This window comes from Kistimonas ophiarachnellae (assembly GCF_057552235.1).
The window spans coordinates 79,077-94,555 of sequence record NZ_BAAJPA010000006.1; the positions used below are offsets into that span (position 1 = coordinate 79,077).

The window sequence follows — 15,479 nt, forward strand, 5'->3', positions numbered from 1 at the left end:
CATGGATATTGATCTGCTAACCAGCATTCTGTTTGCCATGGTGCGTACCGGCACCCCACTGTTACTGGTAGCGCTGGGCGAAATGGTCTGTGAAAAATCCGGTGTGTTGAACCTGGGCCAGGAAGGCATGATGCTGATGGGGGCCGTGGCCGGTTTTATGGGCGCCGTCACCACCGGTAGCCTGACCCTCGGTGTTTTGATAGGCATGACAGCCGGTGTCGCCATGGCGCTGCTGTTCGGACTGGTGGCACTAAACCTGCGCGCCAACCAGGTTGCCACGGGGCTGGCGCTCACCATTATCGGCACAGGCCTCAGCGCCTGGATTGGTGGTGATTATGTCGGTCGTGCCCTGACTGGCATTCAGCCCATGGTCATTCCCTGGCTGTCTGAGATTCCCGTTATCGGCAAGGCATTGTTCACACAAGACCCCCTGGTCTATGTCTCACTGATTCTGACCGTGCTGGTGTGGTGCTTTTTCCGCTTTACGCACGCAGGCCTCACAACCCTGGCGGTTGGAGAAAACCCTCACTCGGCGACAGCTGTCGGGCTTCCGGTGATGCCGGTGCGCTACCTGGCCGTGCTCTTTGGTGGTGCCATGGCGGGTCTCGGCGGCGCGTATCTGTCACTGGCCTACACGCCGCTGTGGACTGAAAACATGACCGCCGGGCGAGGCTGGATTGCCTTGGCACTGGTGGTGTTCGCCAGCTGGCGGGTCGGACGGATTATTCTGGGTGCCTGGTTGTTTGGCGCGGCAAGTATCTTGCATCTGGTGCTGCAGGGTACCGGTGTCAGTGTGTCATCCAACCTGCTGGCAACGCTGCCCTATCTTGCGACCATCGTTGTACTGGTTCTGCTGTCACAGAACCAGGCACGAAAACACCTGATGGCGCCCATGTCACTTGGCAAGCCCTGGCATCCCGGTCATTAAACACGGTGCCATCCATCATTGAGCAGACAATAACGACAACAAGCAGTCACAACACGGGAGTCACAATGAAAAAACTGCTGAAACAGACTGCGGCCATACTTATGACCGCTGCCCTCTCAAGCCTGGCCATGGCCAGTGCGGAAAAACCGTTGAAAGTCGGTTTTGTCTACGTCGGCCCGGTAGGCGACGCCGGATGGACGTATGGCCACGACGAGGGCCGCCGCGAAATGCTGGAAAGCCTCGGTGAAGAGAAAGTGGAAACCACCTTCGTTGAAAGTGTCGCTGAAGGCGCCGACGCGGAGCGGGTAATTCGCACATTAGCGCAACAGGGCCATGACCTCATCTTCACCACCTCGTTCGGCTACATGAACCCGACCCTGAAAGTAGCGAAGCAATTCCCTAATGTTAAGTTCCAGCACGCCACCGGCTACAAGCGGGCGAAGAACGTTGGCACCTATTCCGCCCGTTTCTATGAAGGACGCTACCTGACGGGTGTGATCGCCGGCCACATGACCCAGTCCAATACGATTGGTTACGTGGGCTCCTTCCCGATACCGGAAGTTGTTCAGGGTATTAATGCCTTTACCCTGGGACTGCGCTCCGTTAATCCGGACGCCAAGGTGAAAGTGGTCTGGATCAACAGCTGGTATGACCCCGCCAAAGAGCGCGAGGCAGCTGAAAGCCTTATCGCACAAGGCGCTGACATTATTAACCAGCACACGGATTCACCGGCGCCGGTACAAGCCGCCCAGGATAAAGGCGTTTACGCGTTTGGCTATGACACCGACATGACCCGGTTTGGTCCCGATGCTCACCTGACCGGCAGCCTGGTCGACTGGTCGGGTTATTACACCGATACAACCAAAGCTGTGCTGGACAAGAACTGGAAAGCCGGTGATGTCTGGGGCGGTTTCGCCGCCGGTATGATTGAAATGGCGCCGTACAACAAAGCCATCCCCGAATCTGTAGTCAAGCAGGTCGAAGCCCTTAAAGCCGAGTTGTCAAACGGCGAACTGGCTATCTTCCAGGGCCCTATTAAAGCCCAGGATGGTTCAGTAAAGGTGGCAGCGGGAACCACACTGACCGATCCGGATATTCTCTCCATGAACTGGTATGTTGAAGGGGTTGACGGCAAGCTGCCCAAATAAAAATTGTTCGCCGGATATTAAACAACCTGACCACTACGAATGGTGGTCAGGTACAAGCCTAGGACAACGCATTCACCGACCCAATTCGCTTCCTGATTCAGGCCTCCTGACAATCCATCAGAAGAACAAGCAATCGGATCAAGAAGCCGTCTGTTACCTTGGCTCGATCAGCCATTCCACCCGGCACTGTCCCTGCCCGTTCGGCGCCAGGCAATCCTGAAGGCGAGGCAACAATGCCGACAACTGCTCATCCAATTGCCAGGGAGCATTGACAATCACCATGCCGGAACCGTGCATACCATAATCTTCGGCCTGTTCTGAAACCGCCAGCTCCGCCACCAGAAGATTGGCAAACGGCTCTCGGGCCAGCTGCTCAAGCAACCAGCGACTCCGGTCGCGTTGGCGTGAAAGAATGGGATACCAGATCGCAAAAATCCCCACCGGCCATTTCTTCCAGGCCGAAACCACGGCATTAAGCGTATGTTGATAGTCCTCCTTGATTTCATAGGAAGGATCAATCAGCACCAGACCACGACGCACCGGCAACGGCAGAATCGCAGACAATCCCTCGAAACCGTCACGGTGATGGATAGTGACTCGCCGGTCACGTCCCATGTTTTTCCGCAGCACGTCAATCTCGCGGTTATGCAACTCCATCAGCGCCAGCTGATCCTGTTCACGCAGCATGGCTCCAGCAATGGCAGGTGAACCCGGATAGTATTGCAACGCTCCTTTCGGATTCAGTTGTCTGATCACGGCATCGTAAGATGAGAGTTCAGGATAATCGCCCAATTGCGCAAACAACCGACCAATACCGGTTTCATATTCCGCTGTCTTGCGGGCTTCTTCACTATCCAGCCGGTACAGACCTGCACCACTGTGACTGTCGAGATAAACAAAAGGCTTGTCCTTGGCCTTAAGCTTTTCAAGGATCAATGCCTGGGTGGCATGCTTGAGCACATCGGCATGATTGCCGGCATGAAAACTGTGACGGTAACTGAGCAAAGGCTCTCTCCACGGGGCCAGGGTAAGGCTGAAAAAGGCAGGAGTATAGCGGTAACCCTTCAATCATAGACAGACCGGATAACCAGTATGGTTTCCGTTTACGACAAATGGCGCCTTCACACGTTGGCATTCTGCGCATTCATGTCCATTACAAAACCTTGCCCCATGTCATAACAGCCCGTCGGATTCGCCGCATACAATCGGGCTTTCAGCTGGCCAACAACAACATCCAAATCATGCGCCACCCATAAAAACGACACTGGCTCCCCCAGCCTGACCAAGGAATTTCGATGTACCGTATTGTTGTCACCGACCTGGACGGCACGCTGCTTAACCAGGATCATGCCATTTCCGACACCTCACTCGCCATTTTTCGCCAACTGAGCGGTGGCATCCGCTTTATCATGGCAACCGGTCGCCCCTGGGGGGATGCCCGTTACTTCCGGGATCAGCTTGGCATCCCCATGTACCTGATCAGTTCCAATGGCGCACGTATCCACAGCCCGGAGGATGAAGTGCTGGTCAGGCACGATCTGGATGCCAGCCTGCTGAGCGAACTGTATGCCATTTCCGAGCAGTTTGCCGAGAGCACCCTGATGAGCGTCAACCAGGAAGACCGCTGGTTTGTCACCCGGGCATTTCCCGAGCTGGCCGAATACCACCGGGATTCCGGATTCACCTATCATGTCAGCGCCGCTGCCGACATGCCGGTCGACAGGGTCTGCAAAGTCTTTTTCAACGCCAGAAACCGGGAAACACTGCTACCGCTGGAAGCGATCATCCGGGATACGTTCGGTGACCGGGTCAGTAGCACCTGGTCATTGCCGGGCTGCCTGGAGGTCATGACTGCCGGTGTCAATAAAGGCCAGGCGCTGGCTGAGCTTCTGCCTCGGCTACACGCAAAACCGGGTGACATCATGGCCTTTGGTGATGGCCTCAATGACCTGGAAATGCTGACACTGGCAGGACGCGGTGTCTGCATGGAAAACGCTGATCCGTTACTGAAAGCCAAGCTGCCGGATCTCAACATGACCCTCTCGAACAACAACGATGGTGTTGCCCGTTACCTGAGCGATTACTACCTCGGCGAACGCACATCAGCCTGATCCTTACCCGCGACAAACCCTGTCGCGGGTAGCCTTTCCCGAACGGATTCTTCCTAATGGCTTCAGTGCAAAGGGCTACAATCAATGCCTAGCTAACCCGTGCAATTGGTCTATGCTGCCTTGCTCTATCATGAAGGAGCCATTCCGTGTCAGCCAAGCATTGCTCGCTCGTTCTCACCTGTCTTTACTTTCTTCTGTTGGTGCCCTTATGGAGTATGGCAGAGCAACCAACCGGGAAAAACAGTGAAAACACGCAACGGAACACCCGGCTCCAGCCCTACCTGGGCACCCACAGAGCCTATCCCAAACCCCGTGCCATACCCCCAGAACCTGCCGGCTGCCAGTTATTGCATCTCAACCACCTGGGCCGGCACGGCTCCCGTTACCCGATTGAACTGGAGGATGTATTAGCACTGATCGGTGAGTTTGAAACACTGGTTGGCACCCGGCCCCTGACCCCGACCGGTACCCAACTACGCTACAACATTCAGCGCATGGAAGACTGGTTTCGCAACAATCCCCAGTTGATGGCCCAGCTGACTCACAAGGGAATCAATGAACAGCTCGCACTGGGGCAACGCGCTGCCCGGATGCTGAGACCTGAAACCCGTAACAGCCAACAGCTCAGCATAGCAAACGGCACCAGCAAGACGGACAGGACAGAACACAGCCTGAGAATATTCAAGGAAGGGCTGGCCCGGGAGCTGGGAGAAAACATGCACGTGGTTATTCGACCCGTCATGCCAGAAAAGAAAATGACCGAGATGCTCAGCCCGTTTTTCCATTGCCCACGCCTGGATCGCGTCCTCAAACCCCAGGCGAAATCAGCCACCGCCGATTTCATCAACCACCTGGGCAACACACGACCGGAGTGTACCACCCGATTTGCCGATCACCTGGTTGCCGGTCTGTCCGATGAAAAATCCGTACGCCTTGCAGTGAACCTTTTTCAGTTATGCCGCATTGAAAACCCGCTGGACCAGTCTTTTGGCATTTGCGACACCTTAACCGAGTGGACACCCGATGACAGTTGGCTAACGCTCGTACAGTGGCTCGGCGATATCACCAATCATATTTATTATTACAACATGGGACCGGCTGTCGTGATGGATAATATCCAGTCCAGTATGGGCATGCCGATTCTTCAGCACTTTCTTGATACCACCGGTGCGGCTGCACAGGATGAGTCAGACGTCAGGGCGCATTTCCGTTTTGCACATGACGCAACGCTGGCACCACTGCTGCAAAGCATTGGCGTTATCAAAACCAGCGGGACGGAAGAGGAGCGCTACCTTAGCTGGAACACATCCCGGCAACTACCGATGGGCGCAAACCTTTACTGGCAACTGTATGAATGCCGCGACGGTCTCAAGTTGAGAATGCTACTGAATGAAAAGGTGGTACCGTTTCCCTTCCCGCCCTGTTCGAAACAGGCACTCTGTGACTGGCGGGAAGTACAACAGCATTACAAACATGCCAAGTACCAGGACAAGATGAAAAAAGCCTGCAAGGTCGATGAGCATAGTGTGCAGTCTCTATCATCCTCTGCCAGGGAAAATGAATCCTCAGCATCGGATAACATTATATAAAGGACTGCTTTTGAAACCCGGGAAAACGACAGGAAGGGAACCACTGAAAATGCACGCACAAAAAAAGCGAGCAATTCACATTGCTCGCTTTTTTTCAAACTGGTCGGAGCGAGAGGATTCGAACCTCCGACCCCCACAACCCCATTGTGGTGCGCTACCAAGCTGCGCTACGCTCCGACGACAACCAAACAGGACATAGCCCTTGCCAGCTGCGGGATGCATACTACGTCAGCCTCCCGGTTGATGCAAGATAGGGAGATACCGTAAACCCTTTATGATAAGCATTACCGTCTCTTTCCCCCGCCACACCGATGCGGCATACAGCTATCACTCATACCGGCTTGTCACCATTATCCTGTCCTGTAGCAAGATTGACTGCCCGCTCGGCATGTATGAGAGTGGTGTCATACAAAGGCACAGATGTATGGTGTGGCTTCACCAATAAACCAATTTCCGTACACCCCAGAATAATGGCTTCGGCACCTTGAGCAACTAACTGATCAATGATTGCCAGATACTGCTGCCTGGATTCATCCGTCATTCTGCCCATGCAGAGTTCTGAATAAATAACACTGTGGACAATAGTCTGAGCCGACTCATCCGGCACAAGGACCTCAACACCATACTGATGTTTAATCCGGCCCTTGTAGAAATCCTGCGCCATGGTGAATTGTGTACCCAGCAGACCAACAGTCCTGACATTGTCGTTGACCAGCCGTTGCGCCGTGGCATCGGCAATATGCAGTAGCGGAATGGAAATCGCTGCCTCAATGGCAGGCGCGACTTTATGCATTGTATTGGTGCACAAAAGCAGAAAATCCGCCCCTCCCGCCTCCACCGACCGGGCCGCACGGGCAAGCATGGCGCCCGCCTCGTCCCAGCGTCCCTGCTGTTGCAGAATCTCTATTTCTTCGAAATTCACACTGTAAAGGCAAATCTTTGCCGAATGCAGACCACCCAGCGCCTGCCGGACACCTTCATTGATGGCCCGATAATAACTGGCGGTAGATTCCCAGCTCATACCGCCAAGGAGCCCTATTGTTTTCATGGATGAATGATACCGATTCGGTGTTTATCACCATTGAACACTACACGCCGACCGTACAACCAGGCAACGTTCCGCCTGATTAACGACGGATTACAGCATGCTTTAATGCTTTTTTAAGATACGTAGTGTGAAAAAATCGCTTTTCCTATCTCGACGATCGCGGCATTACGCTGCTCAAATGACGCATCCGTTTGCGTGATATAGACGCTCACGATAAAGGGTGCCCTGCTCTCAGGCCAGACGATGGCGGTGATACCCCGGGAGCCATAACCACCGGCACCGGAACGGTCGGCAATCTGCCAGCGGGGTGGTAACACCGAGCGCAGCAGGTTATCGGCCACCCGATTGTCCTTCATCCACTGTATCAACTGCGCTTGCGCATCTGGTGATAACGCTTTGCCAAAGAGCAGCTTATCGAGAGTGCTTGTAATGGCATTGGGCGTGGTTGTATCTCTCGGATCACCCGGGCGGGCTTCGTTGAGTGTGGTTTCGAAGCGGTCGAGCCTGGTCGTTTTATCGCCCAGGTCACGGAGGAACTGTGTCAGCGCCTGCGGTCCGCCGGTATGGTTCAGGATGATATTGGCTGCTGAATTATCACTCATTCTCATTGTGGCAGCGCAGGCCTGTGCGAGTGTGATGCTCTGACCGACCTGCTTTTCCAGCACTGGAGACCACGTAACCAGCGATGTTTTCTCAACTTTCACCGATTGATTCAGTGTGCTGTTACCTTTATCCACTTCACTCAACAGCTTGGCACAGGCAAGGGTTTTAAATGTGCTCGTCAAAGAGACACGTTTGTCCCCCTTATAACTCCAGTTCTCTTTTGTCGCAGTGTCGTACACCGATACACCCACATGAGCTGTGAGTGTTTTCTCTACACGGCTAACCGCCTGCTCAATAGAGTCAATACCAATCGCCCAGGCAGAAGATGTACTGGTCAACAGCAAAAACAGCGTGACGATATTTTGTACAGAGAAACGCATATTCAATAGTGACATACAGTGTGGATCTTACTAAAAATCACATGACCAATAACCGTTCCATCCTGCTCAGCAACCAGGGAGACCAACGGTTGGGTGGAAGGGTTCTTGACCAGATCACAGGCCAGTTTAGCGACCAGATCAGCCCCGGAGGGATCAAAGGTGGTTTTATATAACGTAGGGAAAACGTCTGATTCTTCAGGGGTTGAAGGTCTGATATTCATTGATACTCCGAACGACAGACCCACAGCAGGATCACTAAACGATAAAACAGCAAGGTTTGCCCATGCGAAAGAGGTGACTCTCGCTATGGGAGGTATCACGCGTTAGTACCCAATCAACCGACCTGCAACGTCATGTAAGTAATGACGATATATCGCAGCAACTTGCCCAAGGCAACCAGAAGAACAAACCAGTGCAGGTGAATCCGCAGAATTCCCGCCATCACGGTCAGCGGGTCACCAATCACCGGCACCCAGGCAAACAGCAGCGAGGCGATACCGTATTTGGAGAAACGTTGTTCCGCCCGCAGGAATTGTTCATCAGACATTTTCAGCCATTTCTGGATCACCCCTTTGCTGGCCCAGTAGCCCAGCGCATAGTTGGTCAGCGAACCCAACACATTGCCCACGGTGGCGACAACAACCAGCGCAACGGGAGACAGCCCGCCGAGCAACAATGCCCCCAACACCAGTTCCGAACCAAGGGGCAAAATCGTCGCGGCAAGAAAGGCGGCGATAAACAGGCCGAAATAACCGAGTTGTGCAAAATATTCCATAGATTCTGCGAGTATGCAGAGCACATATTAAGTGCCCCGTAAATAACCCCCTATATAGCGAAAGCTCCAGATGGCATACGTCAGCAGTAGATATCATGCCTGTAAAACTGCTGACTGTTTACAAATACAAACCGAAATGCCTTGTTTTACAGTAGCGGTTCAGACTATGAATATCGCGATGTAATGATCCGGTGGTACTGTCATTATTTACAGCATGGTCACTGCCAATACAGACAATAGGAATGGATATTTGTGCATATCCCGCCCGACAAACACAGTGCTATCGATACCCATCGCTGACCTCTGATCATTTTCTCAGGCTTGCCGGATGAGGCCCTGATGAAAGCTAGCCCGCATCTAATTCAGAGGTCAGCTCTTACCGGTCAGCGGCAGCCATTATATCTAGAAAGCGTTCTACCAGCCATGCATCACTCAAAAGCGCAAATTCTACAGAACCAACAGATTATGACTTATGACCAGGTTTTAGTATTACCAACCATCTTGTTATGGATTCTGATCAAATAAGACACCACAATTGCCACTCATATTTGTATGTGCCAACAAAGGAAGTTAATAAAGTTTTCTTACTGGATTTATAAGGAGTAATGCATGCAATCAATTGACGTATCCTGTAAAAGCACTATCCGTAAAACACCCGAAAAACAGGAATTAGATACTATTTCTGGTGATACACAACCTCTTCCTAGCGAATCAATATTAGGAAAAAAAGAAGCAACCGCAAAAGCACCAAATATAAATCATAGAAATAGAAAAGTAACCCAAAATGAACAAAAAAATGCATCCAAAGATGCCGATTTTAATCCGCCCTCTAAAGTACAACACTGTAACTTTGAATTAAACCTGGATTTACCCCCCAGGGAGAGATGGAGATCAGTTGTCAGCAACTATTCTAATGAACAAATCGGCGACCTCAGGAACGATCTTGAGCGGATACTTAAAAATGCTACAGTACTTGGCTTCACACGACTATTAACCGGATTTGCCAGCTGGGCGTTTTTTGCAGGTCATGACAGAGTATATTGGGAAGAGCTAAAAGGCTTATCTGAGGCGTTGATTAGTAAACTTCCTGAAGGCTCATCACAGACAGGTTTTTCTGTTAATGACCTTTACGCGATAAATATGGGCATGGAAACCTGTGCGTATTGCACCTCAGGTGTTTTGATTGATGAAAAAAACCGACCTTTTTTATTTAGAAACCTTGATTGGGATGAAGACTTTTTCCGCAATTACACATTACAGATCAATGCCGTCAGAAATGGACAAATTATTTTCAAGGGCGTTTCTTTTTTAGGGCAGGTTGGTCTATTTACCGGAGTGAATTCCGAGTGTGCAGTTTGCATAAACTATCGACGCACTCCTGACTCTTCCCCAGGGGATCTTGCTGAAACAACAGGCATGTTGAAGAATGCCATGGGACAAATGTGGCACGCAAATCGCTGGGGAGCGAGTATGCTCTTAAGACATGTACTCGAAAAAAGCGAGAATTTCCGATCCACCATTAAAAGGCTGAAAGATGAACCATTAATCAGCCCTGTATACTTTATTGTTGCGAATAAAACCGTTGGTGAGTACGGTGGCGGTTTAGTTATTTCCAGGGACAAACACTCACAGACATCTCAACCCATGCACACTATTCAAGAAGGGCTTGAAAAAAAAGCTGTTGTGCAAACAAATATCGATTGGGATGAATCGTCCGGTTATAACAAGAGACAGTCTGCAGAAGGATGGGGAGGTAACGATATGTTGTTGAATGAGAAAATGGGAATGGGACCAAAATCGCGAAGAGAGGCAATGGTTGATTATCTTAAAATTACTGAGACCGATACACAGGAATCGATTTTCAAATATATATCAACCCCAACTCAAAGTGCCCCAGTGGCAAATACTCAAACAATATTTTCTGCCGTCATGACGGCAGCGGATAATCAAATCATGGTCAAAGTTGTGGGCTCTGATGAAAAACGTAAAGATGAAACTCAGAGCATCCACTGATGGGAGGCTTTGCCTGTTTTAACCTGACACCAATATCAAAGACACATGCCTCATAGACCTGTTTTCATACAAAATACAGAACAGGTCTATAGCCTCCATGCTGACATGACAATTAATCATTTCCTTTATGCTCAATCAGTTGAAGCTGATTCAATACAGCAGTGAATAGATCACTGTTAGCACAATTAGCGTCAGAACCGTTGTGAAACCATACCCGAAATAAGGGTACTGTCATGAATCAGCAAAAGGCATCGAACAGCAACGGAATCATACCGGGCGAAGCTGCCTTACCGATGTATGAAAGTTCGTAATATTCAGAAATATTGTCCTGACCACGTAATCAGGCTACTGCACAATTGTAATGATGTAATACAGCGTGAAGATGAACAGCGGAAAGAGAAATCAGACCAGCATTGAAGGGACAATACTGGTCGGAGCGAGAGGATTCGAACCTCCGACCCCCACAACCCCATTGTGGTGCGCTACCAGGCTGCGCTACGCTCCGACACAACCGCGAGGCTTGCCCTCACGACGGGTGCGAATCATACCCAAACCACCGTCCCGAGGCAACTGCGATTCGCACATTCCGGCCCATTTTCCTGCCTAATCTTCCTGCTGCCGGTCCGTCTGCCCGACCCGGGTTTCGGTGATGGCTTCCAGCGCGCCCTGCCAGAGATCCATACGCGCCGAAATCGCCTGACGCGCCATGACCAGCGCCCGGGCCATGCCATCCTCGGAACCCTGGGTCAGCAGCCGCAGGATCGCTTCCGCCGCCGGGCCGTGCTCGTCGCCGTCCAGCTCGATATGGCGCTCCAGGTACCACATCATGCCCGGGATGCTGGCAGGCTCAATGCCCCACTGCGACAGCAGCGCGGAGAACATCTCCGGAATGGCATCCTCCCGCCCGAACAGGAAATAACTGGCCACATCCGCGCTGCTGCCCTCAATAGCGACGGTCAGGGTATCGGTCACGAAGGCGCGCACATGGGCCGGTATGCCATTGGTGTGAATAGCGGTCTGCCAGGGCACGCCGTTGTGCAGGGCGTCGTGGAAGGCCTCAAACACCGATGTATCCGCGCCGATCTCCCGCATGGCCTCCAGGTACAGGGTAAGATGGCTGGCCGGGTGGCCGTGACGATCCTTATCGGTTTCCTCGCAGAGGATAATCTCGTTGATAAACCGTGCCGCATTGGCATCCACCGGTGTGCGCCAGGGTAACGCCATGCCGGTGAGGTCGTGTTGCAGGCGCTTGGCCAGCGACATGAAATCCCACACCGCAAACACGTGGGTTTCCATGAAGGTGGCCAGCTTTTCCCGGGTATCAATGCGTTCGTACAGTGGGTGGGAAAACAGCCGTTGCCGGTAGTGTGCCAGTTCCTTGTCAAACATGTTGCGTCCGTCCTTGTTGGCCCAGTGGTGTTCACTGCTGTTACTATCGACGGCGGCACTCACTCCCATGACCGGCAGTTTCGGCCAATGTGGTTAACATGTTTTTTATCAAGGTGTTAGCGATTTTCAGGTTGTTGGCACGCATCCTTATTTTGACACCAGCCGAGATAACCCGCTCAGACGTTGTAACAAGGACAGAATACAGTCTCTCTATGCCACTCTTGCCCGGGTAGTGTTTCGACATGTTTCGTGAAGAACGTGCAATTATATTTATCCACTACTGCACAGCCTTCCTTGAAAGGCGCTAACGAAGCATCACTGTTCACCAACAGATACAGTCCAAGACATAGAGAAAGAAATAGGCGCACACCATCTGCAGCAACTTCTGGCTACCTGCATATCAGGCACATTGATCGGAAGATTCACGGTTATGACAATAGATAAAACAACTGAAAGAAAAATAGCGATAGACGCTAAAACGTCTATCGCTATTTTTTCAACGCCTACACCAATCGGAGGCGGACATTACTCGTTAATTAAAAATCGTAACGAATCTTGGCCTGCAGGCTGTCTGACTTAAACCCGGATGCCCAACGATGCTCATAGTTAACGGACAGACTCAGATGATCATCCATCCAGTAATCCACACCGAGGCCCGCCATATAAGAGGTTTGCTCGGGGTCTACACCAATGGAACGCAGGGTCAGCGACTGATTAAACACTTCTGCGGTCAAGGTGGAGTCCACGGTATCTCCGGCAAAATCGTGGTACACCATGAAGCTCGCTTCCGGCAACAGGATGCCCCCCTCCACATCGAACAGGTGACTCAACCGCACTCCTGCACCCAGCTCCTGAACCGTGAAGTCATCAGACTGGACCCGAACCGGCGACGAGCCATCACTGAACGTCTGGTTATAGGAGTCCGTTTGCAGCAGACTGTATTCCAGGCTGACCCGAGGCTCTACCAGCGTATCGCTGTTATTGAACCAAAGCTCTTTACCGCCCGTTACCAGCAGTCCATATTGCTTGCTGTCATAGTCCGCACTTCCTTTGACACTGTCGTTGTAGCTGGTGCTATCGGTATTGTTGAGACCAAAGTTCAGCACAGAATCCACAAACCAGTCACCCTGCTGCCAGTTGCTGTAGAGACTGACCTGGTAACTTTCGATATCACTGCTGGACGAAGAATTTTTCACATTCACATCCGCGGCGGCGTAGCTGAAGGAACTGCCCACCGTGTAAGTGTCATTGAGGTTGATATCTCCGCCCAGGCTGAAGCCGGCCAAACGACTCTTGTAGCCGTTGTAGCTGACGCCCTTGCTGGTCTGGCGGCCCTGGTCCGCCTCTGACGCAATAGCCTTGAGCCAGACACCACCTTCCTCAACCAGGTCACCTGCCGCCACACCCGAACGACCACCGTTCCGCAGACTGGCCAGGTGGGCGAGCACATTGCTGAACACCTCGCCCTGCATCTGTTCCGTGGCGGCAATCACCGCTGCCAGTGCGCTGGTATCAGTATCCGGATACTGCTGCTTCAGGTAATCGACCAGCCCATCGGCATCAGAAATATCCAGCAGTTTTTCATTCTCAATAAAGTCCGCTGCGGTTTGCTGGTTCATGCTGGTGAGATAGCTTTCCAGCAAGCCGGCGACCTGGACGACGGTGGCATCATTGGTGCTGTCCTGCACGACGTTACTGAGGTCCGTTGTTGACAGGGTGACATCTAAGTGCTGGCCATCGGTGATGCCGGAATCTGTGGCAGTATAGAGAATGGAAGAAGACGCTATCGTCGGTGTACCACTGATGCCGCCTACGGCACTCAGCACACGGTATTGCTCGGTGTCACCATAAGCAAAATCGCCGCGATAATCGGGTGTTAGCAGGACAGAAGAGCCATCAGAGAAAGTCGCTTTGGGAGTAGTGACCGTGACCAGTTCGGAAGCGTTTTCATCCCCCTTTCTAATGATCTGGGATGCAAGAGATAGCCTCGCGGTTGCACTTTGGTTCTGAAGGTTATTCTCAGAACCCAAAGTTACGGCCAGCGTACCCTGCTGGTTCAAATCAATTTCATAGGATACATTACCGCCAGCACCAATCTGTAAACGACCGGAATCAGTAATAGTCAGTGCACTTGCAGTCGCATCTGCAATAAATGCATTGTAATCAGCTTCTGAATAGTTTACGTATCCTACCCCGTTGTAATTACTGTAATAAGGCTGAACACCGACGATATTACCGGTTAACTCTGCACTTCCTGTCACTTGCATTGTTAGGGCCGCTTCAATGTCCCCATTCACCTTGCCACCAGCAAGGATGAAGGTATTACCGGTATCCCTGAATTCTACATCTCCGTTTATGGTACCGGTATTGATGAATGTATGCCCTCCTCCCTGAATTCTTACAGCGCCATCACCATCATCGTCATCCGCAAGAGATGTCACAGTGCCACTATTAGTAACCGTACCAATTGTGCCTCCATCACTAGTCCGAATATAAAGCCCATGCTCGGTCTGGGAAACAAGCGTCCCGGAATTCAATACATCTCCGATTGCGCCTGCCTCGGCAAAGACGTACAGCGCATCTTGTATAGCGTTTATGGTTCCGGTATTGGTCACAGAACCAACCTGACCACCTTCAGCACCATTACCCGCCTCTGTATTAACGTGCAGACCCCAGTAGCCAGACTGAATATCACCACTGTTAGTGACAGAACCAACAGAGCTATTTTCTCTTGCAAATATAACCACGGCATCATCGTCATTACCGCTCTGTATAGAGCCGGTGTTGACCACACTTTCAACGCTGCTTGTACCATACAGACCGAAAAACATGCCTCGGGAATCTGAGGACTGGATAGTACTGCGATTTTCAATAGCACCTGCCTGACCACTGCCACCGAGCGTTACATCAATCCCGTTTTTCTCAATATTGATATCACCTTCATTGATGATATTTCCAATAATGCCTGTTGCACGCTGATCGTAGTCACCCACTTGAATACCATCACCAGTGGAACTAATAGAGCCAGTATTCAGAATATTCCCAATATTCGGTTCACCATCTGCAAACGGATTTGTAGCATCAATATAAAGACCGGGATTACCAGTTGAATCATCGATAGCCCCTTCAACAGCCACATTACCAACACGACCTTTGCCGTCGTTATCCGGTGTTGCACTGACGGTGACCGCTGCACAGGTTTCACCCTGATCGGTAGTGATAACAACATCACCGCCCTCTGAAGCAGGGGTGCCCGAACATTGGCTGGCGGAAGCGGTAGAAACAGACAAAGAGGTAACAGCAGCAATCGCGAGGCTCAACAAAGAGCGCTTGAAATTTTTATTTACAGCCATAATACACACTTCTTTCTTATTGTTGACATTTCTCCCCGAGTATATAGACGGCGTCTTGTGAAATTCAAACAATAGTTTAATTCACACGTTAGTTCTTTCCCCTGAAACGCACTTCATGGTGCCGGACCATACTGCGCCTTCA

General features: G+C 51.5%; 13 protein-coding genes and 2 tRNA genes. 5 read left to right on the plus strand and 10 right to left on the minus strand.

Translation table 11 applies throughout. The features are described from left to right. Position 1 precedes the first annotated feature (1 nt). Together AC27K1_RS08985 and AC27K1_RS08990 are read left to right on the plus strand one after the other, a co-directional pair. The gene (locus AC27K1_RS08985; RefSeq protein WP_487149951.1) at positions 2-928 is read left to right on the plus strand and encodes an ABC transporter permease; all 927 of its coding nucleotides are present in this window, start codon (positions 2-4) and stop codon (positions 926-928) included. A gap of 65 nt (positions 929-993) precedes the next feature. Continuing rightward, positions 994-2,076, plus strand: a complete 1,083-nt coding sequence (locus AC27K1_RS08990) for a BMP family ABC transporter substrate-binding protein (protein ID WP_487149952.1) — start codon at positions 994-996, stop codon at positions 2,074-2,076. A 153-nt stretch (positions 2,077-2,229) separates the two neighbouring features. Here AC27K1_RS08990 and AC27K1_RS08995 read toward each other — a convergent pair whose 3' ends face one another. Together AC27K1_RS08995 and AC27K1_RS09000 are read right to left on the minus strand one after the other, a co-directional pair. Next, on the minus strand, positions 2,230-3,081 hold the full coding sequence (locus AC27K1_RS08995; RefSeq protein WP_487149953.1) for a 23S rRNA (adenine(2030)-N(6))-methyltransferase RlmJ: 852 nt from the start codon (positions 3,079-3,081) through the stop codon (positions 2,230-2,232). Between the two features lie 116 nt (positions 3,082-3,197). Next, a complete protein-coding gene (locus AC27K1_RS09000) occupies positions 3,198-3,341 on the minus strand; it encodes a hypothetical protein (RefSeq protein ID WP_487149954.1) in 144 nt (47 codons plus the stop codon). Positions 3,342-3,371: 30 nt separating this feature from the next. On the opposite strand from AC27K1_RS09000, the gene AC27K1_RS09005 reads away from it, so the two are divergent. Both AC27K1_RS09005 and AC27K1_RS09010 read left to right on the plus strand, forming a co-directional pair. Further along, a complete protein-coding gene (locus AC27K1_RS09005) occupies positions 3,372-4,187 on the plus strand; it encodes a Cof-type HAD-IIB family hydrolase (RefSeq protein WP_487149956.1) in 816 nt (271 codons plus the stop codon). Between the two features lie 146 nt (positions 4,188-4,333). Next, positions 4,334-5,776, plus strand: coding sequence for a histidine phosphatase family protein (locus AC27K1_RS09010; RefSeq protein WP_487149957.1), 1,443 nt, complete (start codon positions 4,334-4,336; stop codon positions 5,774-5,776). 100 nt (positions 5,777-5,876) lie between these two features. On the opposite strand, the gene AC27K1_RS09015 is transcribed toward AC27K1_RS09010, so the two are convergent. From AC27K1_RS09015 to AC27K1_RS09035, 5 genes are all read right to left on the minus strand, one after another. After that, positions 5,877-5,953 (minus strand) — tRNA-Pro (locus AC27K1_RS09015). A gap of 154 nt (positions 5,954-6,107) precedes the next feature. Next, positions 6,108-6,824 carry an aspartate/glutamate racemase family protein gene (locus tag AC27K1_RS09020; RefSeq protein WP_487149958.1) on the minus strand — a complete coding sequence of 239 codons (717 nt, stop codon included), beginning with the start codon at positions 6,822-6,824 and terminating at the stop codon, positions 6,108-6,110. 113 nt (positions 6,825-6,937) lie between these two features. Further along, positions 6,938-7,822 carry a class A beta-lactamase gene (gene bla, locus AC27K1_RS09025; RefSeq protein WP_487149959.1) on the minus strand — a complete coding sequence of 295 codons (885 nt, stop codon included), beginning with the start codon at positions 7,820-7,822 and terminating at the stop codon, positions 6,938-6,940. After that, a complete protein-coding gene (locus tag AC27K1_RS09030; protein ID WP_487149960.1) occupies positions 7,810-8,028 on the minus strand; it encodes a hypothetical protein in 219 nt (72 codons plus the stop codon). Before AC27K1_RS09030 ends, bla begins: the two co-directional genes overlap by 13 nt. A 113-nt stretch (positions 8,029-8,141) precedes the next feature. Then, positions 8,142-8,582: a YqaA family protein gene (locus tag AC27K1_RS09035; RefSeq protein ID WP_487149961.1), complete on the minus strand. Its 441-nt coding sequence runs from the start codon at positions 8,580-8,582 to the stop codon at positions 8,142-8,144. 609 nt (positions 8,583-9,191) lie between these two features. On the opposite strand from AC27K1_RS09035, the gene AC27K1_RS09040 reads away from it, so the two are divergent. After that, positions 9,192-10,595, plus strand: a complete 1,404-nt coding sequence (locus AC27K1_RS09040) for a hypothetical protein (protein WP_487149963.1) — start codon at positions 9,192-9,194, stop codon at positions 10,593-10,595. A 428-nt stretch (positions 10,596-11,023) separates the two neighbouring features. On the opposite strand, the gene AC27K1_RS09045 is transcribed toward AC27K1_RS09040, so the two are convergent. The 3 genes from AC27K1_RS09045 to AC27K1_RS09055 form a co-directional block, all read right to left on the minus strand. After that, a tRNA-Pro gene (locus tag AC27K1_RS09045) sits at positions 11,024-11,100 on the minus strand. 98 nt (positions 11,101-11,198) lie between these two features. Beyond that, positions 11,199-12,047, minus strand: a complete 849-nt coding sequence (locus AC27K1_RS09050; RefSeq protein ID WP_487149964.1) for a DUF3050 domain-containing protein — start codon at positions 12,045-12,047, stop codon at positions 11,199-11,201. 473 nt (positions 12,048-12,520) lie between these two features. Further along, positions 12,521-15,337: an autotransporter family protein gene (locus AC27K1_RS09055; RefSeq protein ID WP_487149966.1), complete on the minus strand. Its 2,817-nt coding sequence runs from the start codon at positions 15,335-15,337 to the stop codon at positions 12,521-12,523. Positions 15,338-15,479 lie beyond the last annotated feature (142 nt).

Coding starts and splice junctions, on each gene's coding strand:
- AC27K1_RS09040 (WP_487149963.1), top strand. CDS start 9,192: ATGCAATCAATTGACGTATCCTGTAAAAGCACTATCCGTAAAACACCC.
- AC27K1_RS09055 (WP_487149966.1), bottom strand. CDS start 15,337: ATGGCTGTAAATAAAAATTTCAAGCGCTCTTTGTTGAGCCTCGCGATT.
- AC27K1_RS08985 (WP_487149951.1), top strand. CDS start 2: ATGGATATTGATCTGCTAACCAGCATTCTGTTTGCCATGGTGCGTACC.
- bla (WP_487149959.1), bottom strand. CDS start 7,822: ATGTCACTATTGAATATGCGTTTCTCTGTACAAAATATCGTCACGCTG.
- AC27K1_RS09035 (WP_487149961.1), bottom strand. CDS start 8,582: ATGGAATATTTTGCACAACTCGGTTATTTCGGCCTGTTTATCGCCGCC.
- AC27K1_RS09030 (WP_487149960.1), bottom strand. CDS start 8,028: ATGAATATCAGACCTTCAACCCCTGAAGAATCAGACGTTTTCCCTACG.
- AC27K1_RS08990 (WP_487149952.1), top strand. CDS start 994: ATGAAAAAACTGCTGAAACAGACTGCGGCCATACTTATGACCGCTGCC.
- AC27K1_RS09005 (WP_487149956.1), top strand. CDS start 3,372: ATGTACCGTATTGTTGTCACCGACCTGGACGGCACGCTGCTTAACCAG.
- AC27K1_RS09020 (WP_487149958.1), bottom strand. CDS start 6,824: ATGAAAACAATAGGGCTCCTTGGCGGTATGAGCTGGGAATCTACCGCC.